22 protein-coding genes are annotated in these 24656 nt (G+C 66.8%); 13 read left to right on the forward strand and 9 right to left on the reverse strand.

Annotated features, from left to right (window positions below; all coding sequences use genetic code 11):
* Positions 1-122 precede the first annotated feature (122 nt).
* From SSKA14_RS16895 to SSKA14_RS16925, 7 genes are all read left to right on the forward strand, one after another.
* A complete protein-coding gene (locus tag SSKA14_RS16895) occupies positions 123-1109 on the forward strand; it encodes a PhoH family protein (RefSeq protein ID WP_006429312.1) in 987 nt (328 codons plus the stop codon).
* Entirely contained in the window at positions 1106-1591 is a 486-nt protein-coding gene (ybeY, locus tag SSKA14_RS16900; RefSeq protein WP_040008224.1) for an rRNA maturation RNase YbeY, read from the forward strand. Before SSKA14_RS16895 ends, ybeY begins: the two co-directional genes overlap by 4 nt.
* 53 nt (positions 1592-1644) lie before the next feature.
* Positions 1645-2253 carry a hypothetical protein gene (locus SSKA14_RS16905; protein WP_008268409.1) on the forward strand — a complete coding sequence of 203 codons (609 nt, stop codon included), beginning with the start codon at positions 1645-1647 and terminating at the stop codon, positions 2251-2253.
* Positions 2253-2861, forward strand: a complete 609-nt coding sequence (locus tag SSKA14_RS16910) for a hypothetical protein (RefSeq protein WP_040008227.1) — start codon at positions 2253-2255, stop codon at positions 2859-2861. Before SSKA14_RS16905 ends, SSKA14_RS16910 begins: the two co-directional genes overlap by 1 nt.
* 64 nt (positions 2862-2925) lie before the next feature.
* Complete coding sequence (locus SSKA14_RS16915) at positions 2926-3807, forward strand: transporter associated domain-containing protein (RefSeq protein WP_005408827.1); 882 nt, start codon at positions 2926-2928, stop codon at positions 3805-3807.
* Positions 3808-3869: 62 nt separating this feature from the next.
* Complete coding sequence (locus tag SSKA14_RS16920; RefSeq protein WP_050413421.1) at positions 3870-5066, forward strand: DUF4105 domain-containing protein; 1197 nt, start codon at positions 3870-3872, stop codon at positions 5064-5066.
* A 6-nt stretch (positions 5067-5072) separates the two neighbouring features.
* Positions 5073-6095, forward strand: a complete 1023-nt coding sequence (locus tag SSKA14_RS16925; RefSeq protein WP_008267704.1) for a magnesium and cobalt transport protein CorA — start codon at positions 5073-5075, stop codon at positions 6093-6095.
* A 74-nt stretch (positions 6096-6169) separates the two neighbouring features.
* On the opposite strand, the gene SSKA14_RS16930 is transcribed toward SSKA14_RS16925, so the two are convergent.
* The 7 genes from SSKA14_RS16930 to SSKA14_RS16960 form a co-directional block, all read right to left on the reverse strand.
* A complete protein-coding gene (locus tag SSKA14_RS16930) occupies positions 6170-7534 on the reverse strand; it encodes an NAD-dependent succinate-semialdehyde dehydrogenase (RefSeq protein ID WP_008265870.1) in 1365 nt (454 codons plus the stop codon).
* 99 nt (positions 7535-7633) lie between these two features.
* Complete coding sequence (locus SSKA14_RS16935) at positions 7634-8476, reverse strand: ABC transporter permease subunit (protein ID WP_008267688.1); 843 nt, start codon at positions 8474-8476, stop codon at positions 7634-7636.
* Positions 8473-9405: an ABC transporter permease subunit gene (locus tag SSKA14_RS16940; protein WP_008268445.1), complete on the reverse strand. Its 933-nt coding sequence runs from the start codon at positions 9403-9405 to the stop codon at positions 8473-8475. Before SSKA14_RS16940 ends, SSKA14_RS16935 begins: the two co-directional genes overlap by 4 nt.
* Positions 9402-10538: a polyamine ABC transporter ATP-binding protein gene (potA, locus tag SSKA14_RS16945; RefSeq protein ID WP_008267317.1), complete on the reverse strand. Its 1137-nt coding sequence runs from the start codon at positions 10536-10538 to the stop codon at positions 9402-9404. Before potA ends, SSKA14_RS16940 begins: the two co-directional genes overlap by 4 nt.
* A gap of 187 nt (positions 10539-10725) precedes the next feature.
* The gene (locus tag SSKA14_RS16950) at positions 10726-11835 is read right to left on the reverse strand and encodes a polyamine ABC transporter substrate-binding protein (protein ID WP_008266245.1); all 1110 of its coding nucleotides are present in this window, start codon (positions 11833-11835) and stop codon (positions 10726-10728) included.
* Between the two features lie 91 nt (positions 11836-11926).
* The gene (locus tag SSKA14_RS16955) at positions 11927-13321 is read right to left on the reverse strand and encodes a glutamine synthetase family protein (RefSeq protein ID WP_008268172.1); all 1395 of its coding nucleotides are present in this window, start codon (positions 13319-13321) and stop codon (positions 11927-11929) included.
* Positions 13318-14079: a gamma-glutamyl-gamma-aminobutyrate hydrolase family protein gene (locus SSKA14_RS16960; protein WP_008266171.1), complete on the reverse strand. Its 762-nt coding sequence runs from the start codon at positions 14077-14079 to the stop codon at positions 13318-13320. Before SSKA14_RS16960 ends, SSKA14_RS16955 begins: the two co-directional genes overlap by 4 nt.
* Before the next feature lie 161 nt (positions 14080-14240).
* Here SSKA14_RS16960 and SSKA14_RS16965 point away from each other — a divergent pair, with 161 nt between their 5' ends.
* The 5 genes from SSKA14_RS16965 to SSKA14_RS16985 all read left to right on the forward strand — a co-directional run bounded on the left by SSKA14_RS16965 (position 14241) and on the right by SSKA14_RS16985 (position 20911).
* A complete protein-coding gene (locus SSKA14_RS16965; RefSeq protein WP_008264899.1) occupies positions 14241-15518 on the forward strand; it encodes an FAD-binding oxidoreductase in 1278 nt (425 codons plus the stop codon).
* 44 nt (positions 15519-15562) lie between these two features.
* Positions 15563-17173 carry an MASE1 domain-containing protein gene (locus SSKA14_RS16970; RefSeq protein WP_008268181.1) on the forward strand — a complete coding sequence of 537 codons (1611 nt, stop codon included), beginning with the start codon at positions 15563-15565 and terminating at the stop codon, positions 17171-17173.
* Positions 17174-17371: 198 nt separating this feature from the next.
* Positions 17372-18925: an MASE1 domain-containing protein gene (locus tag SSKA14_RS16975; protein WP_040008234.1), complete on the forward strand. Its 1554-nt coding sequence runs from the start codon at positions 17372-17374 to the stop codon at positions 18923-18925.
* A gap of 95 nt (positions 18926-19020) precedes the next feature.
* Positions 19021-20364, forward strand: coding sequence for a diguanylate cyclase (locus SSKA14_RS16980; protein ID WP_006429166.1), 1344 nt, complete (start codon positions 19021-19023; stop codon positions 20362-20364).
* Between the two features lie 85 nt (positions 20365-20449).
* Positions 20450-20911, forward strand: a complete 462-nt coding sequence (locus SSKA14_RS16985) for a bacteriohemerythrin (protein WP_006429165.1) — start codon at positions 20450-20452, stop codon at positions 20909-20911.
* Here SSKA14_RS16985 and SSKA14_RS16990 read toward each other — a convergent pair.
* Positions 20892-22193: an MFS transporter gene (locus tag SSKA14_RS16990; protein ID WP_040008236.1), complete on the reverse strand. Its 1302-nt coding sequence runs from the start codon at positions 22191-22193 to the stop codon at positions 20892-20894. The genes SSKA14_RS16985 and SSKA14_RS16990 overlap by 20 nt on opposite strands.
* Positions 22194-22340: 147 nt before the next feature.
* On the opposite strand from SSKA14_RS16990, the gene SSKA14_RS16995 reads away from it, so the two are divergent.
* On the forward strand, positions 22341-22976 hold the full coding sequence (locus tag SSKA14_RS16995) for a hypothetical protein (RefSeq protein ID WP_040008238.1): 636 nt from the start codon (positions 22341-22343) through the stop codon (positions 22974-22976).
* A gap of 155 nt (positions 22977-23131) precedes the next feature.
* Here the strand turns inward: SSKA14_RS16995 and SSKA14_RS17000 are convergent, their stop codons facing one another.
* The gene (locus SSKA14_RS17000; protein WP_008267649.1) at positions 23132-24628 is read right to left on the reverse strand and encodes an aldehyde dehydrogenase; all 1497 of its coding nucleotides are present in this window, start codon (positions 24626-24628) and stop codon (positions 23132-23134) included.
* Positions 24629-24656 lie beyond the last annotated feature (28 nt).

Raw genomic sequence — 24656 nt, forward strand, 5'->3', positions numbered from 1 at the left:
TTTCTTCCAGCCCGGTCCACACGCCATGTGGAAAACGCCCGGCGCTGGCCGTGCGACCCTGCCGCGCGCTACCCTTGCCGCCTGAATCCACTGTGGTGCAAGGCTTCCGCCCTACCCGATCAATGAAAAGCATCGAGCATCGAGACTTCACCCTGTCGCCGGAAGACAACGAGCGGCTGGCCAACCTATGCGGTCCGTTTGACGGGCATCTGCGACAGATCGAGCTGAAGCTCGGCGTGGAGATCGCCAACCGCGGCTTCGTGTTCCGCATCAGCGGACCGGAAGAGGCCATCGTCGAAGCACAGAAGCTGGTCGAGGCGCTGTACGCCGAGGCCGGCGAGACCACCTTCGACAACCATGCCATCCATCTGCGCCTGGCCCAGGCCAACGTCGAGCAGATCGCCGAGCGCTCCTACGAAGCGCAGGACGTGGCGATCAAGGTCAAGCGCGGCACGGTGCGCGGACGCGGTGCGAACCAGGGCCGCTACCTGCACCAGATCGCCACCCACGACATCAACTTCGGCATCGGCCCGGCCGGTACCGGCAAGACCTTCCTGGCCGTGGCCAGCGCGGTCGAAGCGCTGAATGAATCGCGCGTGCAGCGGCTGATCCTGGTACGCCCGGCGGTGGAAGCCGGCGAGAAGCTGGGCTTCCTGCCCGGCGACCTGAGCCAGAAGGTCGATCCCTACCTGCGACCGCTGTACGACGCCCTGTATGAAATGATGGGCGTGGAGAAGGTGGTCAAGCTGCTGGAGAAGAACGTCATCGAGATCGCGCCGCTGGCCTACATGCGCGGCCGCACGCTGAACGATGCGTTCGTGATCCTGGACGAGGCCCAGAACACCACCATCGAGCAGATGAAGATGTTCCTGACCCGTCTCGGCTTCGGTTCCACCGCGGTGGTCACCGGCGACCTGACCCAGACCGACCTGCCCAAGCACGTGCGCTCCGGCCTGCGTGACGCCATCGATGTGCTGCGGGGGGTCGAAGGTGTCAGCTTCACCTTCTTCGAATCCCGCGACGTGGTCCGCCACCCGCTGGTCGCGCGCATCGTCAGCGCCTACGACCGCCGCGACCTGCATCAGATCCAGCCTGGAGCAACTCCATGACCCGTGGTCCCGTGCGACTGGATGTCGCCGTCAATTACGCCCTGCCGCGCACTGGCCTGCCGGCAGCGGTCAGCTTCCGCAAGTGGGTGGCCGCCGCATTGAAGGGCCGCATCCGCGAGGCCGACCTGGCCATCCGCGTGGTTGACGCCAAGGAGGGGCAATCGCTGAACCGCCACTACCGCGGCAAGGACTACGCCACCAACGTGCTCAGCTTCCCGGCCGAATTGCCTGAAGGCCTGCCCAAGGGCGTCAAGTTCCCGCTGCTCGGCGACCTGGTGATCTGCGCGCCGGTGGTGGCGCGTGAGGCCGACGAACAGGGCAAGGCGCTCAACGCCCACTATGCGCACCTGACCGTGCACGGCGTGCTGCACCTGCTCGGCTGGGACCACGAAGACGACAAGGAAGCCGAGGCGATGGAACAGCTGGAGCGCGAGATCCTGGCCGAGCTCGGCATTGCCGATCCTTACGCCGGCGAGCGCTGAGCAGGCCAGGCGCCCATCACCCGGGGCCGATAAGGAAGACGCGAGGAACAAGGATGATCCAGCAAGGCAGCTTCATCACGCTACTGATCGTGGGCGGCCTCTTCGCCGCCCTGCTGGTGCTGGGCACGCGCACCATACGGCGCATCGGCGCCACCGATCCCGCCGGGCAGCACCGGCTGCTGCGCAGCCTGGCGCTGCTGTCGCCCCTGTGCCTGGTGGCAGGGCTGGCGATCGGCATGATCGGGCCGTACCTCAACAACCGGGCGCAGCCCGCACACGGCCCCGGCCTGTTGACGATCTCGATGCTGCTGATGATGGCGGGTGCGCTGGCGCTGCCCGTGCTGTGGCGGATGATGCTGCATCGACGCCTGGGCCGCCCCGCCAACGCACTGCCGTTCTTCCACGCCTCGCGCACCTCGCTGCTGGTGCTGTTCGTACTCGCTGCGGTCTACATGAAGCTGACCCGGAATGCGGCGCCGGACCCGATGCCCTGGCTGATGAACGCTGGCCTGGTGCCGACCGTGGCCTGGGCCATCACGGGGCTGCTTCATCTCGCGATGCTGTCGGTGCTGATCACCCTGCCGCTGATGTTCCTGCGTGCAGTGATGATCGTTGTCGCCCGTCCTATCACCCGGCCGTTCACCCGTTCCCCGGGGCTATGATGGCGCCCCACCGCCTGCGGATACCGCCCGTGTCACTGCGCTGCTGCCTGATCCTGCTGGGTGCCCTTGCCGCCCCGCCCGCCTTCGCCTCCAGCCTGGACCTGCCGGCGCTGATCGAGTGCCGCCAGGGCGTGGCCGATCTCGCTGCGCTGGCGCCGCTGCTGGCCGACCCGCTGAAGGCCGTGGCCCAGGGCCTGCAGCCGTTGCCGCAGGGCAACCAGTTCATGAGCGAGTACCGGCTGGCCCAGCCGATCACCGTCTTCGGCGTGGCCACCGAGCGGGTGGCGATGGCCGGCGCCAGCATCATGGCGATCCTTGACCAGGCCGACCCACGGCCGCTGGCCAAGCGGCTGGGGCTGGAAACCGGCTACGACCAGGACGGCAAGTTCATGGCCGGCCGCGAACTGGTCAGCCGTGATGTGACCGACCCGAAGACCGGTGAGGCCCAGATCGAGTCGATCATCCTCAGCGTCTCCACCGTGGCCTCCCATCCCGGCAAGACCCTGGCCGGCTGCACCTACAGCCTGGACCTGCCCGAGGAAGAAGCCCCCGCGCGGCCTGAACTGGCCCCGCCGCCGATCACCGGGCCCGGCAGCGACGGTCACTGACAGGCCGTCACATCCTGCTAGACTGGGGCCAACGCCCGGCCTGCCGGGTGCCTTTTTTCCAGAGATGTCAGAAGACGACAGTAGTAGCTCCCCTGCGGAGCACAGTGAAAAGAAGCGCGGCTGGCTTGAACGCCTGACGTCCGCCTTCTCCGGCGAACCCCACACCCGCGACGAGCTGGTCGCTGTCCTGCACACCGCGCAGGAAGAGGGGCTGATTGCCGCCGATACCCTGAAGATGATGGAAGGCGCCATTTCGGTGGCCGAGCTGACCGTGGGCGACGTGATGATCTCGCGCTCGCAGATGGTCTCGCTGCCGGTCGAAGCGCCCTTCCTGGAACTGATGAAGCAGGTGGTCGAGTCCGGCCATTCGCGCTTCCCGGTTCATGGCGAGAACAAGGACGACATCCTCGGCATCCTGCTGGCCAAGGACCTGCTGCGCGGCGTGGTGGCCGACAACGGCCCGGCCAACGTGCGCGAGCTGCTGCGACCGGCAGTGCTGATTCCGGAAGCGAAGAAGCTCAACGTGCTGTTGAAGGAATTCCGCCTGTCGCGCAACCACATGGCCATCGTGGTCGACGAGTACGGCGGTGTCGCCGGCCTGGTCACCATCGAGGACGTGCTGGAGCAGATCGTCGGCGAGATCGACGACGAGCATGACGAAGCCGAGGATCCGTCGGCGCAGATCGCCATCCAGTCCGATGGCCAGTACGTGGTCGATGCGCTGACCCCGATCGGTGACTTCAACGAGCGCTTTGGTGCCACGTTCTCCGACGAGGACTACGACACCATCGGTGGCCTGGTCACCGAGGCCGTGGGCCACCTGCCGGAAGTGGGCGACGAACTGGCGCTGGACCGCTTCATGTTCCGCGTGGCCCGCGCCGATGCGCGCCGGGTGCAGGCCTTCCACGTGACCGTGCTGCCGCCGGACGCGCAGGACGACGCTTGAAGCGCGGTGCCCCCAACCTGGCACTGCGCCTGACGGTGTGGCTGGCACTGTGTGTGCTGGCCATGGTCCTGCCGCTGGCCGCCTCCGCGCAGCCGGCGGCAGCTGCACCTGCCGCGCCCGTCGCCAGCGCCGAGGCCCCTGCCCCACGCATCGGCGTGGTGACCATGCAGCCAGGCACGGTGTTCTTCGAGCGCTTCGGCCACGACGCCATCGTCGTGATCGATCCGGCCAGCGGTGAAGCGACCTCGTACAACTTCGGCTACTTCGATCCGTCCGAGGACGATTTCATCAGCCGCTTCGTGCGCGGCGACATGATGTATTACCTGGTGGCGCTGCCGCTGCAGCAGGACCTGTCGTACTACGACGAGACCGGCCGTGGCGCCAGCGTGCAGTGGCTGGACCTGCGCCCGGACCAGGCGCGTGCGCTGGCCGCCGACCTGGCCGAGCGGGCCAAGCCGGAAAACGCGCGCTACCACTACGATTACTACACCGCCAACTGCGCCACGATGGTGCGCGATACCGTGGACAAGGCGCTGGGCGGCGGACTGCAATCGCAGCTGTCGGGGCGCTCGCGCGGCAACACCTATCGCAGTGAATCGGTGCGCCTGGCCTCGCCGGCAGCGTGGATGTGGCTGGGCTTCGACGTCGGCCTCGGCCCGTTCGCCGACCAGCCGCTGTCGCGCTGGCAGGAAGCGTTCGTACCCATGCGCCTGGCCGATGCGCTGCGCCAGGCACGCAACAGCGATGGACGGCCGCTGGTGCAGTCCGAACAGGAACTGTTGCCGCACCGCATCGACCCGGAACCGAAGGAGTTCGCGCGCCGCTGGTGGCCGTGGCTGCTGTGCGGCCTGGTGATCGCCGCCGGCGTACTGGCGCTGCGCAGCCGCCCGCGCCTGCTGGCCGGGTTGGCCCTGCCGTTCTGGCTGCTGTGTGCCATCGCCGGCAGCCTGCTGGTGTTTCTGTGGGGCTTCAGCACGCACTACGCCGCCTGGGCCAACCGCAACCTGCTGCTGCTTTCGCCGCTGGCGGTGCTGCTGCTGCCGGGTGCGATCGCCCTGCTGCGTCGGCGCGTGCCGGGCCGCATGTTCAGGATCGTGCTGTGGCTGCTGGCGGTACAGGCCGTGGCCGCGCTGGTACTGCACTGGCTGAGCCTGCAGGCGCAGTACAACGTGCAGTGGATCGTGCTGCTGCTGCCGGTGCACGTCGCCCTGGCGTGGGTGCTGGGGCGCCGTCCTCACTTGTCCGAAACACGCCGCTGACGCACGATGGCGGGCATGTCATTGCCCGCCTCCGCTTCCGCACCTGCCTCGGCCAACCCCGCCTGCGTCATCAACTGCGTCCACTACGATGACGACGGCAAGCGCCACGACATCAGCCTGGACGCCATCAGCGATGTCATCGCCAGTGGCAACGGCTTCGTCTGGGTAGGCCTGTACGACCCCAACGATGATGTGCTGCTGAAACTGCAGGAGGAATTCTGCCTGCACGACCTGGCCATCGAGGATGCGCGCAACGCGCACCAGCGGCCCAAGGTCGAGACCTACGGCAATTCGCTGTTCGTGGTGGTGACCACCGCGCAGATGGTCGATGAGCGCATCCAGTATGGCGAAACCCACGCCTTCCTTGGCCCGCGCTTCCTGGTGACCGTACGCCATGGTGCATCGCTGTCCTACGCGCCGGTTCGCGCGCGCGTCGAGCGCGAACCGCAACTACTGAAGATGGGCCCGTCGTACTGCCTGTATGCCGTCGCCGACTTCGTGGTCGACAACTACCTGCCGATCGTGCACCGCTTCCGTGACACCCTGGACCTGCTGGAAAAGGACATCTTCGCTGACAACTACAAGCGCAGCACGGTGGTGCGGCTGTACGAGCTCAAGCGCGAACTGAACAAGATGCGGATGGCGGTGGCGCCACTGCAGGACGTGCTGGCGCAGCTGCGCCGCTACCAGGGCGATCTGATCCCCGACGAAGTGAAGCTGTACGTGCGCGACGTGCACGACCACGCCGTGCGCATCAGCGATGTGATCGACACCCTGCGCGAAATGCTGGGCACCGCGCTGAGCGTGAACCTGTCGCTGGTGACGCTGGCGCAGGGCGAGACGGTCAAGCGCCTCGGTGCATGGGCCGCACTGCTGGCGGCGCCGACGTTGATCACCAGCTGGTACGGCATGAACTTCAGCCACATGCCGGAGCTGAGTGAACCGTGGTCCTATCCGCTGATGATCGTCGGCGTGGGCGGCGTGTGCGTGGGGTTGTACCGGTTGTTCAAGCGCGCCAAATGGCTGTGACCCGCTTCTGGTAGTGCCGGCCGCTGGCCGGCAACCAGGCAATGCCGGCCAGCGGCCGGCACTACCGTTCGACATCAAGCCACGTAGACGGTCTTGATGTTCATGAACTCATGGATGCCGTGGTCGGCCAGTTCGCGGCCGAAGCCGGACTGCTTGCTGCCACCGAACGGCAGCCGCGCGTCGCTCTTGACGATGGCGTTGACGAAGGCGGCGCCGCATTCCATGCGCTGGGCAAAGCCTTCGCCGCGCACCGGGTCGCGCGTCCACACGCTGCCGCCCAGGCCAAAGCGGGTGTCATTGGCCACGTGCAGCGCCTCGGCCTCGTCCTTGACCCGGATCACTGCGGCCACCGGCCCGAACAGTTCCTCGTCGTACGCCGGCATCCCCGGCCCGACCTGATCGAGCACCGTGGCCGGATAGCCGGCATGCGTGCCGGCAATCGGCTCGCCGCCGATCAGCACGCGTGCGCCCTTGGCCACGCTGGCCTGCACCTGCTTGTGCAGTTCGTCGCGCAGGTCGGCGCGGGCCATCGGCGCCAGCGTGGTACCACGCTCATCCGGATCGCCGTACTGGCGCTCGCCCGCCGCCTCAACGAAGCGACGGGTGAATTCATCGGCCACAGCGTCAACCACGATGAAGCGCTTGGCTGCGATGCAAGTCTGCCCGCTATTGTCGAAGCGTGATTTCACTGCCGCCGCCACGGTCTTGTCGAGGTCGGCGTCATCGAGCACCACGAACGCATCGCTGCCGCCGAGTTCCATCACCGACTTCTTCAGCTGGCTGCCGGCATTGGAGGCAATCGAGCGCCCTGCCCGTTCACTGCCGGTCAACGTCACCGCCTTCACCCGTGCGTCGCGCAGCACGTCGGCGGCCTGGTCGTTGTCGATGTGCAGCACATCAAACACGCCTTCGGGAAGGCCACCGTCACGGCACACCGCCAGGATCAGGTCGGCGCACTGCGGCACGTTGCTGGCGTGCTTGAGCAGGGCCACATTGCCGGCCATGAACGCCGGGGCCAGGAAACGGAACACCTGCCAGATCGGGAAATTCCACGGCATCACCGCGAACACGCAGCCGATCGGCTCGTAGCGCACGTAGCTGCGCTGCGCTTCGGTATCGATCAGCTGTGGCTTGAGGTAGTCGGCGGCGTGGTCGGCGTAGTACTCGCAGGCGGCGGCACACTTGTCGACCTCGGCCAGGGCTTCGGCCTTGAGCTTGCCCATTTCATGGGTCATCGCCTGCTGCAGGTCGTCGCGGCGTGCGCGCAGCTGCGCGGCGATCTGGCGCAGAATGGCGCCTCTTTCCTGCAACGAGCGATCCGCCCAGCCCGGGAAGGCCTCGGCGGCAGCCTGCAGGCGCTGCTCGATATCAGCAGCACCCATCAGTTCATGGCGGTAGGTCACCAGGCCGGTGGCCGGATCGACGATCTCGACGGTCATGGGGGATCTCCTTCAGGAAGACCCCCATTGTGCGCCGCCGGCCGTGAGCCGGATGTTGCCGGCGCTGATGTTGCCGGCCCTGCTGGCAAACCGGATTGCTCAGCCGTTGTCCTGCCGCGCCAGCTGCAGGTCGCGCTGGCGCCGCTTCTCGGCGCGTGCATTGATGTACCAGCCAATCACCGCGGCGATCGATACCGCCGACACCAGCAGCGTTGCCAATGCATTGATCTTCGGGCTGATGCCCATGCGCACCGAGGCGAACACCTTCATCGGCAGCGTGGTCGAACCCGGCGTGGCGACGAAGCTGGCGACCACCACGTCATCCAGCGACAGGGTGAAGGCCAGTAGCCAGCCTGCCACCAGCGCCGGGGCGATGATCGGCAGGGTGATGCGGCCGAACACGGTCAGCCGGCTCGCGCCCAGGTCCATCGCCGCTTCCTCCAGCGACAGGTCCATTTCCTGCAGGCGCGAAGACACCACCACGGTGACGAAGCACAGGGTGAAGGTGACGTGCGCGATCCAGATGGTGGTCAGGCCGCGCGCCGGGAAGCCGGGAATCGCGCCCATCGAGGCCAGCAGCGCCATCAGCGAGAAACCGAGAATGACATCCGGCATCACCAGCGGCGCGGTGACCAGGGCACCGAACAGCGGCTTGCCGCGGAAGCGCTTGAAGCGGGTCATCACCATCGCCGCCAGCGTGCCCAGCACGGTGGCGGTACAGGCGGTCCAGAACGCCACCACCAGGCTGGTCCACATCGCGTCCATCAGCGCACGGTCGGCGAACAGGTCGCTGTAGGCACGGGTGGAGAACCCGGCCCAGACCATCGCCAGCCGCGAGCTGTTGAACGAGTAGAACATCAGCAACAGGATCGGCAGGTACAGGAAGGCGAAGCCGAGCAGCAGCACGCCCAGCCCCAGGCCCTTTGCGCTACGCGGGCTCATGCCTGCTTTCCTTCCAGCAGGCGCTGCTGGGAACGGTTGAACAGCAGGATCGGCACCAGCAGCAGCAGGATCATCGCCACCGCCATCGCCGAGGCGCCCGGCCAGTTGCGGTTGTTGAAGAACTCATTCCACAGCTGGCGGCCGACCATCAGCGTCTCCGAACCACCCAGCATTTCCGGAATCACGAATTCGCCGATCGCCGGGATCATCACCAGCATGCAGCCGGCGATGATGCCCGCCTTGGAGAGCGGCAGGGTGATGCGCAGGAACGCCTGCCACGGCTTGGCGCCAAGGTCGTAGGCCGCCTCCAGCAGGCGGTGGTCGTGCTTGACCAGGTTGGCGTACAGCGGCAGCACCATGAACGGCAGGTAGCAGTAGACAATGCCGATGTAGGCGGCGGTCGGGGTGTCGATCAGCTGCAGCTTGGGCAGGCCCAGGCTGGTCATCAACGTCTGCAGGCCGGTGAACTGCAGGAACTGGTCAAGCAGGCCGTTGCGGTCCAGGATAGCCTTCCACGCATACACGCGGATCAGGAACGAGGTCCACGACGGCAGCACCACCAGCATCATCGCCACGTTGCGCGCGGCCGGCGACAGGCGTGCGATGGCATAGGCCATCGGATAGCCGATCAGCAGGGTGAGGAAGGTGGAGATGGCCGCGATCTTGATCGAGCTGAGGAACGCCTGCGCATAGATCGAATCGCGGAACAGCGCCAGGTAGTTTTCCAGGTTCAGCTTCAGCGAGAAGCCGCCGTCCACGTACTGCAGCAACCAGGTGTACGGCGGCGAGCCGACCCGGCTGAGCGAGAAGCTGATCATCAGTACGATCAGGAACGGCACTGCGAAGAACAGCAGCAGCCACAGGTACGGAATGCCGATCACCGTGGCACGCAGCCCCGGCAGCCAGCGCTTCAGGCCGGCGACGCTCATGAGGTCAGCACCACGCCGTCGTTGTCGCGCCAGTGCACCCATACGCTGTCGCCCCAGGTCAGGCCATCGCTGGCCCAGCGCTGCGAGTTGGCGAAGTTGGCCAGCACCTTGGCACCGCTGGGCAGGCGCACGTGGTAGACCGAGTGGCTGCCGAAATAGGCGATGTCCTCGATCACGCCCTGCGCCTTGTTGGTGTGCGCTTCCGGCTCGTCCTTGCCGATCATCACCTTCTCCGGGCGCAGCGCGAACGCGACCGGCTGCCCCTCATAACCGGTGATGCCGTGGGCGATGTAGATCGGCGCCGGGAACAGCGGCGAACGCACGGTCACGTACTCGGGCAGGTCCTCGTCGATCACCCCGTCGAACAGGTTGACCGAACCGATGAACTCGGCCACGAAGCGGTTGGCCGGCTGCTCGTAGACCTCGTCCGGCTTGCCGACCTGCTGGATCCAGCCGGCATCCATCACTGCGATGCGGGTGGCCATGGTCATCGCTTCTTCCTGGTCGTGGGTGACCATCACGCAGGTCACGCCCGACGATTCGATGATGCTGACCAGTTCCAGCTGCATCTGCGAGCGCAGCTTCTTGTCCAGCGCCCCCATCGGCTCGTCCAGCAGCAGCAGCTTCGGCCCCTTGGCCAGCGACCGCGCCAGCGCCACGCGCTGCTGCTGGCCACCGGACAGCTGGTGCGGCTTGCGCTTGCCCAGGTGGCCCATCTGCACCAGGTCCAGCATCTCGCCGACGCGCTTGCCGATCGCGTCCTTGCCCAGCCCATCCTGCTTCAGCCCGAAGGCGATGTTCTGTTCGACCGTCATGTGCGGGAACAGCGCATAGGACTGGAACATCATGTTGACCGGCCGCTGGTACGGCGGCAGCGCGTCCAGGCGCTGGCCATCGAGGGTGATGCTGCCCTTGGTGGGCGTCTCGAAGCCACCCAGGCAGCGCAGCAGGGTCGACTTGCCACTGCCGGAGCCACCAAGCAGGGCAAAGATCTCGCCCTTGCGCACGTCCAGGTTGACGTCGTCGACGGCGACGAAACCGTCGAATTCCTTGCGCAGGTCACGAATGGAGAGATAGCCGAGCGCACCGGTCGTGTCGACGACGGCGGCTACCGGCTGGGCTTCAACGGGCATGGGGGCTCCGGGAGCGGGCGGTGGACAGCGGCCGCCATTCTAACGGCCCGGGGGCGCAGGGGATATGACGGCAACAGGCGGGCGGGACCGGTCGGCCGCGCCTGCGCGGCCACTGCCCTTGCCGGGCAAGGCCCGCCTCCCTCCCGTGGAGCGGGCGCCGGGCATCGCCCGGCGCCGCCGGACTGGCTTACCGCCCGGTCTTCACCTCGGTCCACAGCCGGGTGTAGAGCTTGTCGGTCTCCGGCGTGTTGATCGAATAGGTGAACATCTTCTCGGCCACATCAGCCGGCGGGTAGATGGTCGGGTCGGTACGGATCGCCTCGTCCACCAGCGGGGTCGCGGTCGGCACCGGGTTGGCGTAGTGGATGAAGTTGGTGTTGGCCGCGGCGACCTTCGGCTGCAGCAGGTAGTTGATGAACGCGTAGGCCGCTTCCGGGTGCTTGGCGTCCTTCGGGATCGCCAGCATGTCGAACCACTGCGGGGCGCCTTCCTTCGGGATCGAGTAGGCCACGTGCACGCCATTGCTGGCTTCCTCGGCACGGTCGCGGGCCTGGATGATGTCACCCGACCAGCCGACCACCAGGCAGGTGCCGCCATTGGCCAGCGAGCCCACGTACTGCGAGGAGTGGAAATTCTGCACGTACGGACGGATCGACTTCAGCAGGTCGGCCGCCTTCTGCAGCTCGGCCGGGTCGGCACTGTGCGGGTCCAGGCCCAGGTAGTGCAGCGCGATCGGGATCATGTCCGCCGGCGTGTCCAGGATGGTCACGCCGCAGTCCTTCATCTTGCTGATGTTTTCCGGCTTGAACACCAGGTCCCAGCTGCTGGCGATGTCGGCGCTGCCGCCGAAGCGCTGCTTCAGCATGTCCACGTTGTAGCCGATGCCGGTGGTGCCGATCATGTACGGCACGCCGTACTGGTTGCCCGGGTCCTGGGTGGCGATGCGCTTCATCACCGCCGGATCAAGGTTGGCCAGGTTCGGGATCTTGCTCTTGTCCAGCGGCAGGAACACGCCGGCCTGGATCTGGCGCCCGAAGAAGTTCAGGGTCGGCACCACCACGTCGTAGCCGCTGTTGCCGGCCAGCAGCTTGGTCTCGACCATCTCATCGCTGTCGAACACATCGTAGGTCACCTTGATCCCGCTCTCCTTCTCGAAGGAGGGGATGGTGTCCTCGGCGATGTAATCGCTGTAGTTGTAGACGTTCAGGACCTGGCTGTCCTGCGCGCCACCTTTGCCACCGCCACAGGCGGCGAGCATGGCGGAGGCCAGGCCGAGCGTGAGGATACGCAGCTTCATCGGGTGCTCCAGAATGCGGGAAGGGGGGCCGGCGGAGCCGGCAACGGGTGCCAGCCTACCCCCCGGCGGCGGATTTTTCTATTGCGGATGCTCAGACGTTCAGCAGCAGGAACTCGCGTTCCCACGAGCTGATGACACGGAAAAAGGTCTCGTATTCCTTGCGCTTGACCGAGATGTAGGCCCGGCAGAAACGCTCGCCCAGCAGCGCCTGCAGCGCGCTGCACTGTTCCAGTCCATCCAGCGCCTCGCCCAGCGAGCGCGGCAGGTTGTAGCCCAGTTCCTTGGCACTGCCACTGACCGGTGCATCCGGTGCCAGGCGCTCGCGGATGCCGAGCAGGCCGCAGGCCAGGGTGGCCGCCATGGCCAGGTAGGGGTTGGCGTCGGAACCGGCAAAACGGCTTTCGACGCGCATGTTTTCCGGGGTATCAAGCGGCACCCGCAGGCCGCAGGTGCGGTTGTCGAACCCCCAGTGCACGTTGCTTGGTGAAACCTCGCCGAACACCAGCCGGCGGTAGGAATTCACGTTCGGCGCGAAGAAGGCCATGGCCATCGGCACATACTTCTGCAGGCCCGCCAGGTAGTGGGCGAACATGGGGCTGAAATCCTCGCCGCCATGCTCGCCACTGAACACGTTCTGGCCGTCGCTGATCCGTACCAGGCTCTGGTGGATGTGCATGGCACTGCCCGGCTCGTTCTCCATCGGCTTGGCCAGGAAGGTGGCGTACACGCCGTGGCGCATCGCCGATTCGCGCATGGTGCGCTTGAACAGGAACACCTGGTCGGCCAGGTCCATCGCGTTGGCGTGGGTGAAATTGACCTCCAGCTGCGCCGCGCCGGACTCGTGGATCAGCGTGTCGACGTCCAGCTTCATCGCGTCGCAGTAGTCGTACATCAGGTCGAGGATCGGGTCGAACTCGTTGACCGCATCGATCGAGTAGGACTGGCGCGCCGTTTCCGGACGGCCCGAGCGGCCCGCCGGGGGCAGCAGCGGGAAATCCGGGTCGGTGTTCTTCTGCACCAGGAAGAACTCCAGTTCCGGTGCCACGACCGGGCGCAGGCCCAGTTCGGCATAGGCGTCCAGCACCCTGCGCAGCACGTTGCGCGGGGCCAGCTCGTGCGGTTCGCCGGTCTTGGTATAGCAGTCATGGATGATCTGCGCTGTCGGGTCGGTGGCCCAGGGCACCATGCGCACGGTGTCCGGGTCCGGACGCAGGATCATGTCCGAATCCGACGGCGAGGTCAGGTCGTAGTAATCGTCGGGGAACTCGCCGGTGACCGTGGTGGCGAAGATGCCTTCCGGCAACCGCGTGCCGTAGTCGTGCGAGAACTTGTCGGCGGGAATGATCTTGCCGCGCGCGTTGCCGGTGATGTCCGGCACCAGGCATTCGACCTCGGTGATCCGCCGCTCCTTCAGCCAGCGCAGCAGGCTGCTTTCCTGCGGTGCGGGGGGCGTGGCCGTCTTGCGCGGGCGCGTTCGGGAACTCATCGGGAATCCAGTCGGTTCTGTTGGTGCTGCCGGCAAGCTTGGCCGAACGCACGGAAAATAGCGTGATAGAACGGCGCCTGCATGACACGCCACTCCGGGTGCCACTGTACGCCGAGCACGAATCGATGATGCAGGCTGCGCGCCGCCTCGACCAGCCCGTCGTCGGCCACCGCCTCGACCCGCAGCCCCTGCGCCAGGCGGGCGATGCCCTGCCCATGCACCGAATTGACCTGCACGCGCTCGCCCTCGTGCCACTGCGCCAGCCAGCCATCGGCCGCCAGCGTGACCGCGTGGGCCGGCCCGTACTGCACCTCCACTGGCGCCTGCGGATCTTCGCGATGGTCATCCAGGCCCGGCACGGCATGTACCTGCGGATGCAGGCTGCCGCCCAGTGCGACGTTCAACTCCTGGAAGCCGCGGCAGATCGCCAGCACCGGCAGGTCCAGCGCCAGCGCCCCGTGCAGCAGCACGAAGGCGTTGGCATCACGCGCCGGATCATGCGGATTGCCCGGCCAGCTGCGGCCGCCTTCATAGTGCTGTGGTTCGATGTTGCTGACCGCACCGGTCAGCAGCAGGCCATCGAGCCCCTGCAGCCAGTCGGCGGGCGGCAGCGGCGGCTGCAGGCTGGGCAACACCAGCGGGGTGACGTCGGCCGCCTCGACCAGCGCGCGCACGTACTTCTCGCCGGCCACCGCGAAACGGTGATGGCCGAGCACGGTGCTGTCGGTGGGCAGGCCCACCCAGGGCAGGCGGCGCATGGGAGAACTCCTTGGCGTATGGACACGTTACCCGCCGGCCGACGAACGCGGCAAGTCATCACCGTCACACCATGGCCGTCACCCATCGGCGAAACTACGCGGGTGAACACCGATCACCCTCCCCCACTCCGACCGTCTGCGCCGCAAGCGCGAGGCCTGCAGTGAGCGCTGCCTTCCCACCCAGCTGGTACGCAGCCAGCCTGCCCGAACCACCCGCGCTGCCCGCGCTGCGGGGCGATGTGCAGGCCGATGTGGCCGTGCTTGGCGCCGGCTATACCGGCCTGACCGCGGCACTGGAACTGGCGGCACGCGGCCAGCGGGTGGTCCTGCTGGAAGCACAGCGGATTGGCTGGGGCGCCTCCGGGCGCAACGGCGGGCAGGCGCTGGTTGGCTACGGCTGTGAGGTGGATGAGCTGGAGCGCCAGCTCGGCCGCGATGATGCCCGCCGCCTGTTCGACTGGTCGCGCGATGCGGTGCAGGCGATGCGTACGCGCATCGATCGCCATGGCATCGACTGCCATTGGGTGGAAGGCCACGCCAGCGTCGCCATCCGCGAGCGTCACGAGCGTGATCTGCGCGCCAACTGCGAGCACCTGCAGCGCCACTACGACTACCCCATGCAGTGGTGGGACCGTCACACCCTGCATGCGCAGCTGGACAGCCCGCGCTACCGCGCCGCAATGTTCGACCCGCTCAGCGCGCACCTTCAGCCGCTGGCCTATGCACGTGGCCTGGCCGATGCAGCGCGCTCCGCCGGCGTGGTCATCCACGAGGATTCGCCCGTGGTGCGCATCCAGCGCGGCTCCCAACCCACGCTGCACACGGCGCAGGGCAGCGTGCGCGCCGCACACCTGGTGGTGGCCGGCAACGCGTGGCTGCAGGGCCTGTTGCCCGAGCTGGAGCGGCGGATCATGCCGGTCGGCACCTATATCGGTGCCAGCGCGCCACTGGGTGCGCAGCGCGCCCGCGCCCTGATCGGCAACAACATGGCCGTGGCCGACACCGCCTGGGCATTGGACTATTTCCGCCTCAGCCACGACCACCGCCTGCTGTTCGGCGGCCGCGCCAGTTACTCCGCGCTGCCGCCGCCGGGCCTGCACGGGGTGATGCAGCGGCGCATGCACCAGGTTTTCCCGCAACTGGCCGACGTGCCGCTGGAGCAGGTCTGGGGCGGCTACGTGGACATTACCCGCAACCGCGCCCCGCACTGGGGCCGGCTGGATGGCAACCTGTACTTCGCGCAGGGATTCTCGGGGCATGGCGTGGCCGCCGCCGGGCTGGCTGGCGAGGTGATCGCCGCCGCCATCGCCGGCCAGAGCGAGCGCCTGGACGTGTTCCAGCGCCTGCGGCATGCCCCCTTCCCCGGTGGGCGGCTGCTGCGGATGCCGCTGCTGGTGGCGGCGATGTCGTGGTACAAGCTGCGGGACGCGTTGTGGTAGAGGGACCCTTCCCAGCCACATAATCGGCGCAGGAGCTGGGGAGCATGTGGATGCGGTGGTGGAAGGACGGCCTGCAGGTGAGGATACGGGTCAGCCCCGAGGGGCTGGCACTGGCGCTGCTTTATGCCCTCACCTGCTGGGGCGCGCGCAAGCTGTCGCTGGACCAGTTCTTCCTGCCTGCTGGCGTACGGGTGGCCGCTCTGCTGCTGTGCCCGCCCCGTCTCTGGCCCTATCTGCTGATCGGTGAATACGCCTACTTCGCGCATCTGCGCATCCCCCTGATCAGCAAATACAACCTGACCTGGGTGATACTCGCCTCGGTGTTCCTGATGCCTGCCGTGATGCTGATCGTGCGCCTGCACCGGAAGCTGCTGGCACGCACCACGATCGTCGGCGTGATCTCCATTGCGGCATGCGCCGCGATGGTCATCAGCCTGCTGAACCTGGGGATCTCGTACCTGCTCTGGGAACCGTTGCACAACGCGTCATTCATCACCAACCTGCTGCGCTATGCGCTGGGCGACTTCACCGGCATCCTGATCCTGGCGCCTCTGGCTCTGCTGTGGATCCGCCGCGCCGAGGAAGAATGGACGGTCCGGTCCATTGCTGCCGTGGCAGGAGCACTCGCGGCCATGCTTGTCGTTGGCCTGCAGGCGACTCCGGTGCCTGCCTCGATCACGGCGCCTGGCTCGCTGCAGTTGCTGTTGATCCTGCCTATTCCCGCGATCGCCCTGACCTGCCTGTTGGGATGGCGCGGTGCGGCCATCGGTGTCGCCGCCGTGAACATGATGCTTGGCCTGAGCGCCCCCGCCGACCACCCGACGGCCTTCGATCCGGCCACGTTCGCTACCCAGCAGGCCATGGCCATCGCGAGCATCGCCCTGCTGCTGCTCGGTGCACGCATCACCCACTTCCAGAGCCAGCACCGGTTGCGCGAGGAAGATGGCAGAGCAGCCCTGCAGCTTGCGCGGAATTCACACCTGGCCAGCGAGATGGACCTGCGTGAGCGCGCGGCCCATCTGCGCCAGCTGGGCGATGGCATGGACCTGTCGCTGAACGAAATGGTGAACTGGCTGCATGCGCAGGGCCATCACGCTGTCGCAGACAGCCTGCGGCATACCTCGGAGGTGCATTCACGCCTGTTCCGGGCCCAGGCCAGCATGATCTATCCCTCGGCGCTGGAACGGCTGGGACTATACGTGGCACTGCAGGCAGGCGGGGTACGCGAGGCATGGAACGCCACCCATCGCATCGGACAACCGAGGTTGATGGGCGACCCCTGCGTGCTGCGGGTGGGCCTGCAGCTTGCCGCCTATCGAGTCGTAGTCGATGCGGTATCGCTTCTACTGAAATGCGAGTCTGGGCAGATTTCGGTCAGTATCCGCTGCGGAAGTGTCATCCGGAAGCGTGGGGTCTTCATCTGCGTGGCCCTTCTGGACCGCCACCAATCACTGGGGCGCCGGGCAACGGAACTGGCAAACGAGCAACTGCTTGGCCGAATCCTCGCACACGGAGGGCGCATGGACTTGACGGGCAACAGGCTCAGGATCGTGTTGACGGAAGCGCAGGCAGATTCCCGTCAGGCGAACGCTGCCGAAGCCATTGGGGAAGCTGCACGCGCCATCGGCCCCGCCCCGCCGCGGGCCGCGATCTGATCCCCTCGACACGACGAGATGCAGATCAGTACCAGAAACTGATCGTTGCCCGGCACCTGCCCCACCCCGCCAGTCACTGTCATCAGTGCGCAATTGCGCCCCTTGGCTTCTATCGATACTGTCTTTCAAGGAGCGTTACGGCGCCTTCAAGCAACCCAATGGGACCGTCGCGATGGCTCGAGCAAGGGAGGCCCGGGTTTGGACCGATTCAGAAAGGCAGTTGAACTGGGCTTCCGGATCCGACCCGTCGGAATCGCACTCGCGGCCGTCTATGCCTTGAGCTGTCTCATCTCGCGTCAATTCTCGCTGGACCAGTTCTTCCTGCCGGCAGGTATCCGAGCGGCGGCGCTGCTGATTGTCCCAACCCGCCTCTGGCCGTATCTGCTGCTGGGCGAATACATCTACTTCGCAACGCTGCGCATCCCGATGATCGACACCTATGGCCTGGACTGGGTCATCCTGGCCTCGACACTGCTGATGCCGATGGCGATGCTGGTAGTCCACCTGCACCGCAGGAGAATGCCGTCCGAAGCAGCCACCGGCCTCTGGCTGCTCTCGTTGTCGATCTGCACGGCGCTGTTCGTCCCGGGTCTCAACCTGAGCATCTCGTACGTTCTATGGTCGACTCCACCGCCGAGCAACTTGCTGGACGCGGTGGATCGGACGATCTTCGGCCACTTCGCCGCCATCATCACCCTGGTGCCGCTGGCATTCCTCTGGTCGCGACGGCGCACCGAACCCGGCTGGGCCCGCCGTTTCGTCGCCCCCACCGTCTCGGCGATCCTGGTGATGCTGGTGCTGGGCCTGTGCATGCAGCTGACCAGCGCCAACGCCCATACGACACGGACGCATATGGTGCTGCTCTCCGCTCTGCCCGCCATCGCTCTGACCTTCATGCATGGATGGCGCGGCGCGGCCGTCGCGATTCCGCTATTGACGCTGCCACTTCATGGCGCAACACCCAGCACCGGCCTACCCTCCTCCTTCGACCTGGGTACGTTCGCCACCCAGCAGAACATGGCGGTCATGAGCGTGGCACTGCTCGCACTGGGTTCCAGCATCAGCTATCACCATCAACGTGCCCGGTCCCGCAGCCTGGCCGAGGAAACCACGTTGCGACTGGCACGCAGTTCACACCAGACAAGTGAACGTGAACTTCGCGCGCGCGCCGCCCACCTCAAGCACCTGGGTGAAGGCATGGACAGTTCGCTCGGCGAGATGGTCGGCTGGCTGAAGTCCCAGGGCCACCACGCGGTCGCCAACAGCCTGCTGCACGCTGCGTCCGTGCACTCGCGCCTGTTCCGCGAACAGGCCAGCCTGGTCTATCCCACGGGACTGGAACAGGTGGGTCTGTACGTGACGCTGCAAGCCGGCGGTGCATGCGAAATCTGGAACAACACCCACCGCGTCACCCACCCCCGATTGATGGGCAATCCCTGCCTGCTGACCGTGGATCTGCAACTGGCCATCTATCGCTCCCTGATCGAGGCGGTGTCACTGCTGCTGGAACTGGAGACGGGGCAGCTCTGCTTGCGTACCCGAAGCGGTCAGGCAGGCAATCGCCGTGGCATCGTTGCTGTGGTTAGCCTGCTCGATCGTGGTACTACGCTGTCGACGCGCACCACCCAGCAGGCCGTCGAGCGCCTTGCCGGGCGGGTGCTTGCCTACGGCGGCTCGGTTCACTGCAGGGGCAATCGGCTGCGACTGGTCCTGCATGAATCGATCACCCACGCGTCGCCAGCGGCGGCCTGACACGGAATCTGGCCCGGCGCGAAACGTTCACCGCTAAAGTTGCACCCGAAACTGCCGCTATCCGTGCCGAGCCCTCCCTCGTGAGCCACCGCATCATGCCCGTGCTGCCGCAGGCCGCCGTCGATGGCGACCTGGCCGATCCGCTGCCACAGCGGATCCTGCTGGTCGAAAACTCCCGTGCTTTCACTGGCATGCTGCGCGAGGCCATCGAGCAACGCCTGGAACTGCCGGTGGTGATCGCCTCCACCCTGGCCGAGGCCGACCGCCTGCTGAGCGAGGATGGCGGCTGGTTCCTGGTGCTGACCGGACTGGTCCTGGCCGATGGTGACCGCGATGCGGTGGTCGAGTTCTTCCTCAAGCGCGGCCTGCCGACCGTGGTGGTCAGCAGCGTCTACGACGAGGACCTGCGCAAGCGCGTGCTGCAGCAGCAGATCATCGACTACGTGCTGAAGAACACCCCCGGCAGCATCGACTACCTGGTCTGGCTGGTGCAGCGGCTCGAGCGCAACCGTCGCATCGCGGCGCTGGTGGTGGACGATTCGCCCTCCGCGCGCGGCTACGCCGCCGCCCTGCTGCGCATGTATGGCCATGAGGTGCACGAGGCCGCCGACGGCAACGAAGGCCTGGCCGCGATCGAGGCGCATCCGGCGATCCGCCTGGCGGTGGTCGACCAGGAGATGCCCGGCATGCAGGGCGTGGAATTCACCCGCCGCCTGCGTACCCTGCGTTCGCGCGACAAGGTGGCGGTGATCGGCATCTCCGGCAATACCGACGCGTCACTGATCCCGCGCTTCCTGAAGAACGGCGCCAACGACTTCCTGCGCAAGCCCTTCTCGCGCGAGGAGTTTTTCTGCCGGGTCTCGCAGAACGTGGACCAACTGGAACTGATCGGTACCCTGCAGGACCTGGCCACCCGCGATTTCCTCACCGGCCTGCCCAACCGCCGCTGTTTCCTTGAGCAGAGCCAGCGCCAGCTGCCGCAGCTGCAGCTGCACGGCCAATGCGTGGCGGTGGCGATGATCGACATCGACCACTTCAAGCACATCAACGACACCTACGGCCACGAAGCCGGCGACGATGCGCTGCGTGCGGTAGCCGGTGCGGTGGCCGCGCATGCGCGCAGCCAGGACCTGATCGCGCGCTTCGGTGGCGAGGAGTTCTGCCTGCTGGTGCCGGACATGGAACAGGACGAGGCGCTGCTGTACTTCGAGGAACTGCGCCAGCGCATCGCCGCGCTGGAAGTGGACATCGGCTCGGCCACCCTGCGCATGACCGTCAGCATCGGCCTGTGCTGCCTGCGCCCGCAGCGTGATGCGCTGCACCGGCTGATCTCCGAGGCCGACCGCCAGCTGTACCTGGCCAAGGCCGGCGGCCGCAACCGGGTCAGCTGCACCACCATGGCCAGTCCGCTGCGCCCACGCGAGCCCGCCCTGCCCTGACCGGCACGCCTTGATCCAGATCAACGCCGCCCGCGCGCCGCGGTTCTACAGTCGGCCCCGACATACGCATGAAGGGGAGCCGGGGATGGCACTACTGGTCTGGCAGGACGATCTGAACATCGGCATCGATGTGATCGATCAGCAACATCGCCGCATCATCGAGATGCTCAACCACCTGCACGTGGCCCAGGCCAGCATGCAGCGTGCGGCGGTGGGCGAAGTGATCGATGAAGTGGTCGACTACACCATGTCGCACTTCGCGTTCGAGGAAGAGCTGATGGAGGAGGCGGGTTATCCGTTCTGTGCCGCGCACAAGCGCGTGCATGAGGTCTTCATCAAGCGCGTGGCCGAGTACCGGCTGCGCTTCCAGGCCGGCGAGGACATCAGCGACGAGCTGCGCACCATGCTCTCGCGCTGGCTGTTCAACCACATCCGTGGCGATGACCAGGCCTACGCCGAGCAGGTCAAGGCGCACCTGAACCAGTTCGCCCGCGAGCACCAGGGCGGCGGCTGGCTGGGGCGCACGCTCAAGCGCTTCTTTGGCTGAGCCGCAGTGCGCGCCGGTGCAGCGCCACCAGCGCACACAGGGTCGCCACCGCAGTCAGGCACAGGTAGTAACCCACCGCGACCAGGCCGAAGTGTTCGGCCAACCACGTGGCCAGGTACGGTGCCGGGGCCGCCCCCAGAATGCCGGCCAGGTTGAAGGACAGCGATGCCCCGGTATAGCGCACCTCCACCGGGTAGATCTCGGCCAGGAAGGTGCCGCACGGCCCGTAGGTCAGGCCCATCAGGAACAGGCCCAGGCACAGGAAGCCGGTGACCAGCCACGGGCTGTGCGGCTGGAACAGCGGTGCGAACAGCACGCCGAATCCGACGATCAGCACGCTGGCCACGATCATCGTGCGGCGCGTGCCCCAGCGGTCGCCATAGCGTGCCGACAGCGGGATGCCCAGTGCGAAGAACAACATGCCGGCCATCTGCATCAGCAGGAACTGTTCGCGGCTGTAGCCCAGCACCGCGGTGCCATGGCCGAGGCTGAACACCGTCATCAGGTAGAACAGCACGAAGGTGGCGAACGCCCCCAACGTGCCCAGCAGCATCGGCACCGGATGGTCCCGCAGCACCGTCAGCATCGGCAGCCGCACCGGCGCCTTGCGTTCCAGCGCCTTCTTGAAGTCGGGGGTCTCGTGGATGTTCAGGCGCACCCACAGGCCCAGCCCGACCAGCAGCGCGCTGGCCACGAACGGAATGCGCCAGCCCCATTGCAGGAAGTCGTCCTGGCTCAGGCAGCGGCCCAGCACCAGGAAGATGCCGGCCGACAGCAGGAAGCCCAGCGGAGCACCCAGCTGCGGGAACATGCCGTACCAGGCGCGCTTGCCCGGCGGCGCGTTCTCGGTGGCCAGCAGCACCGCCCCACCCCACTCGCCGCCCAGGCCCAGGCCCTGGCCGAAACGGCACAGCGCCAGCAGCGCCGGTGCCCACAACCCGATCTGCGCATGGGTCGGCAACAGGCCGATCAGCACCGTGGACAGGCCCATGGTCAGCAACGCGGCCACCAGAGTGGCCTTGCGGCCGATGCGGTCACCGAAGTGGCCGAACACCGCCGAGCCCACCGGCCGGGCGATGAACGCCACCGCGAAGGTCGCCAAGGACTGCAGCAGTGCTGCCTGTTCGCTGCTGTCCGGGAAGAACAGGTGCGGGAACACCAGCACCGCGGCCGTGGCGTAGATGTAGAAATCGAAGAACTCGATGGTGGTGCCGATCAGGCTGGCCAGCAGGACACGGCGGGGAGAATTCTCGGGCGGTGCGGCAGCGCGGGTCGTCGACATCGGCAACACAAGTAACGGTGGATCGCCCGATTCTGCCACGGGCCGGTGGCCGCACGGGACGATGGTTTCAGCCGACACCGATGCCAACGAAATTTTTCCGGCCGCCCGCTAGGCTGCGCCACCGGTCCCTGCATGGAAGCTTTGCCGATGGCTGCAGTTGCGTTGTCGTGGTCCGATTCGCCGAAGCTGCCGCGGATGGCGGCGTGGCTGGTGGTACTGCTGGTGCATGGCCTGATGGCGCTGTGGTTGTGGGGCAGTGGCCGCATCGCGCTGCGCGCAGACGATGGCGCACGGATCTCGTTGCGCTGGCTGCCACCGGAGCTGCCGGCGCCGTCACTTCCGGCGTTGCCCTCCGTACCGATGACGCGCCGGGCTGCATCGGTGAAGCCCCACCCTGCCCCGATCGCGCAGGCGGAGACCGCCCTGCCGGCCGAAGCGGCTCCGGCGGCAGAGGCGCCGCTGATCCTGGGCCTGCCTGCGGGCAGCATCGAGGGTGGCGATGGCATCAGCGCGGCGGGGGTGGCGCCACGCCTGATCGGTCGCCGCGAGGTGCATCCTGCGTTCGCACCGCGTCGCAACTATTTCCGCATCCGCCGGCAGATGACCCCGGAGCAGATCGTGCACGGCGTGGCGCAGCTGCTGGGGCTATGGCCGCCGGGCTACATCGTCGACCCTTGCGAGCTGGGGAGGCAGGATATGAGCTATTTTCAGAATGCGGTCGAAGAGGCAGATCGCGACCTGCTGCGTGCTGCGGTACTGCAGGTGAGTGCGCGTTGCCGGTAATCTGCATTCCGCGAACGGCAGTCGAGCAAGCTCGACTCTACTCAAACGCGGCGCTTCCGTAGCGTCGAGCTTGCTCGACGGCTTTTGCCCTTCTGCATCTCGCGAAGAGCCGTCGAGCATGGCTCGACTCTACAGAAGAGCGGGCAAACCCGACGCTACAACTGGATCCAAGTGGCCTTGATCTCGCTGTACTTGTCGAACGCGTGCAAGGATTTGTCGCGGCCATTGCCCGACTGCTTGTAGCCACCGAACGGCGCGCTCATATCGCCGCCATCCCAGCCGTTCACCCACACGCTGCCAGCGCGCAGCTGGCGTGCAACGCGATGCGCGCGACCAAGATCACGTGTCCACAGGCCGGCGGCCAATCCATAGCGGCTGTCGTTGGCCAGGCGCACGGCTTCGGCTTCGTCATCGAAACCCAGCACGGCCAGCACAGGCCCGAACACTTCCTCGCGTGCCAGGGCCTGCTCGGGCCGCACCTGGTCGAACACGGTGGGCTGCACATAGCAGCCGCCCGCTTCCACCTCGGCGCGATGACCGCCCAGCAGCAATCGGGCGCCCTCGCCTTCGGCACGCGCGATATCGCCCATCACCTTGTCCAGATGCGCGGCATCGACCAGCGCGCCCATCGGTGCGTCGGCTTCCAGCGGGTGGCGCGGCTGCATGTGCTGGCCATAGGCAACCACCTGGTGGACGAAATCCTCGCGGATCGAGCGTTGCACCAGCAGCCGCGAACCGGCGGTGCAGACTTCCCCCTGGTTGAAGAAGATGCCCTGCGCCACGCCCTTGGCCGCCGCATCCAGGTCCGGGGCGTCGGCGAACACCACGTGCGGGCTTTTGCCGCCGCATTCCAGCCAGACCCGCTTGAGGTTGGACCGGCCAGAGTATTCCAGCAGCTTCGCGCCAGTGGCGGTGGAGCCGGTGAAGGCCAGCACGTCCACGTCCATGTGCAGGGCCAAGGGCTCGCCGACGCGCGCTCCATGGCCCGGCAACACGTTCAGGACCCCGTCCGGCAGGCCCGCCGCGGCAGCCAGTGCCGCCAGCCGCAGCGCACTCAGCGGCGATCGTTCCGAAGGTTTGAGTACCACTGAATTGCCCATCGCCAGCGCCGGCGCGATCTTCCAGCAGGCCATCAACAACGGGAAGTTCCACGGCACGATCGCCGCCACCACGCCGGCGGCCTCGCGGGTGACCAGCCCCAGCTCGTGCGGGCCGGTGGGCGCGATCTCCCCGTACAGCTTGTCCACCGCTTCGGCGGTCCAGCTCAGGCAGCGCACCACGCCGGGCAGGTCGATGCGCCGCGCATCGCGCACCGGCTTGCCCATGTCCAGGGTTTCCAGCAGGGCCAGTTCGTCGGCGTGCGTTTCCACCAGCGCGGCCAGCGCCAGCAGCACGCGCTTGCGATGCGCCGGGCTGGCCTGCGACCAGTGGCCCGCATCGAAGGACCGGCGGGCTGCCAGCACGGCACGCTCCACGTCCTGCGCATCGCAGTCGGCGACCGCACCCAGCACGCGACCGTCGATCGGGCTGATGCAGTCGAAGCGGGCGCCGCTGGCAGCATCGACAGGGCGGCCATCGATGAAGGCCTGGCCGGGTATCGACAGCTGGAGCGCCAGCGCCTGCCAGTGGCTGCGGTCGGGGAAATCGGCCATGGAACACTCCTGCGATCAACCAACCTTG

The sequence above is a fragment of the Stenotrophomonas sp. SKA14 genome (genome assembly GCF_000158575.1).
In the GTDB taxonomy this organism is placed as follows: Bacteria; Pseudomonadota; Gammaproteobacteria; order Xanthomonadales; family Xanthomonadaceae; genus Stenotrophomonas; species Stenotrophomonas forensis.

What these genes read in the sequence shown, in the direction of transcription:
- SSKA14_RS16895 (WP_006429312.1), top strand. Translation starts at nt 123, where the DNA reads ATGAAAAGCATCGAGCATCGAGACTTCACCCTGTCGCCGGAAGACAAC.
- ybeY (WP_040008224.1), top strand. Translation starts at nt 1,106, where the DNA reads ATGACCCGTGGTCCCGTGCGACTGGATGTCGCCGTCAATTACGCCCTG.
- SSKA14_RS16905 (WP_008268409.1), top strand. Translation starts at nt 1,645, where the DNA reads ATGATCCAGCAAGGCAGCTTCATCACGCTACTGATCGTGGGCGGCCTC.
- SSKA14_RS16910 (WP_040008227.1), top strand. Translation starts at nt 2,253, where the DNA reads ATGGCGCCCCACCGCCTGCGGATACCGCCCGTGTCACTGCGCTGCTGC.
- SSKA14_RS16915 (WP_005408827.1), top strand. Translation starts at nt 2,926, where the DNA reads ATGTCAGAAGACGACAGTAGTAGCTCCCCTGCGGAGCACAGTGAAAAG.
- SSKA14_RS16920 (WP_050413421.1), top strand. Translation starts at nt 3,870, where the DNA reads ATGGTCCTGCCGCTGGCCGCCTCCGCGCAGCCGGCGGCAGCTGCACCT.
- SSKA14_RS16925 (WP_008267704.1), top strand. Translation starts at nt 5,073, where the DNA reads ATGGCGGGCATGTCATTGCCCGCCTCCGCTTCCGCACCTGCCTCGGCC.
- SSKA14_RS16930 (WP_008265870.1), bottom strand. Translation starts at nt 7,534, where the DNA reads ATGACCGTCGAGATCGTCGATCCGGCCACCGGCCTGGTGACCTACCGC.
- SSKA14_RS16935 (WP_008267688.1), bottom strand. Translation starts at nt 8,476, where the DNA reads ATGAGCCCGCGTAGCGCAAAGGGCCTGGGGCTGGGCGTGCTGCTGCTC.
- SSKA14_RS16940 (WP_008268445.1), bottom strand. Translation starts at nt 9,405, where the DNA reads ATGAGCGTCGCCGGCCTGAAGCGCTGGCTGCCGGGGCTGCGTGCCACG.
- potA (WP_008267317.1), bottom strand. Translation starts at nt 10,538, where the DNA reads ATGCCCGTTGAAGCCCAGCCGGTAGCCGCCGTCGTCGACACGACCGGT.
- SSKA14_RS16950 (WP_008266245.1), bottom strand. Translation starts at nt 11,835, where the DNA reads ATGAAGCTGCGTATCCTCACGCTCGGCCTGGCCTCCGCCATGCTCGCC.
- SSKA14_RS16955 (WP_008268172.1), bottom strand. Translation starts at nt 13,321, where the DNA reads ATGAGTTCCCGAACGCGCCCGCGCAAGACGGCCACGCCCCCCGCACCG.
- SSKA14_RS16960 (WP_008266171.1), bottom strand. Translation starts at nt 14,079, where the DNA reads ATGCGCCGCCTGCCCTGGGTGGGCCTGCCCACCGACAGCACCGTGCTC.
- SSKA14_RS16970 (WP_008268181.1), top strand. Translation starts at nt 15,563, where the DNA reads ATGTGGATGCGGTGGTGGAAGGACGGCCTGCAGGTGAGGATACGGGTC.
- SSKA14_RS16980 (WP_006429166.1), top strand. Translation starts at nt 19,021, where the DNA reads ATGCCCGTGCTGCCGCAGGCCGCCGTCGATGGCGACCTGGCCGATCCG.
- SSKA14_RS16985 (WP_006429165.1), top strand. Translation starts at nt 20,450, where the DNA reads ATGGCACTACTGGTCTGGCAGGACGATCTGAACATCGGCATCGATGTG.
- SSKA14_RS16990 (WP_040008236.1), bottom strand. Translation starts at nt 22,193, where the DNA reads ATGTCGACGACCCGCGCTGCCGCACCGCCCGAGAATTCTCCCCGCCGT.
- SSKA14_RS16995 (WP_040008238.1), top strand. Translation starts at nt 22,341, where the DNA reads ATGGCTGCAGTTGCGTTGTCGTGGTCCGATTCGCCGAAGCTGCCGCGG.
- SSKA14_RS17000 (WP_008267649.1), bottom strand. Translation starts at nt 24,628, where the DNA reads ATGGCCGATTTCCCCGACCGCAGCCACTGGCAGGCGCTGGCGCTCCAG.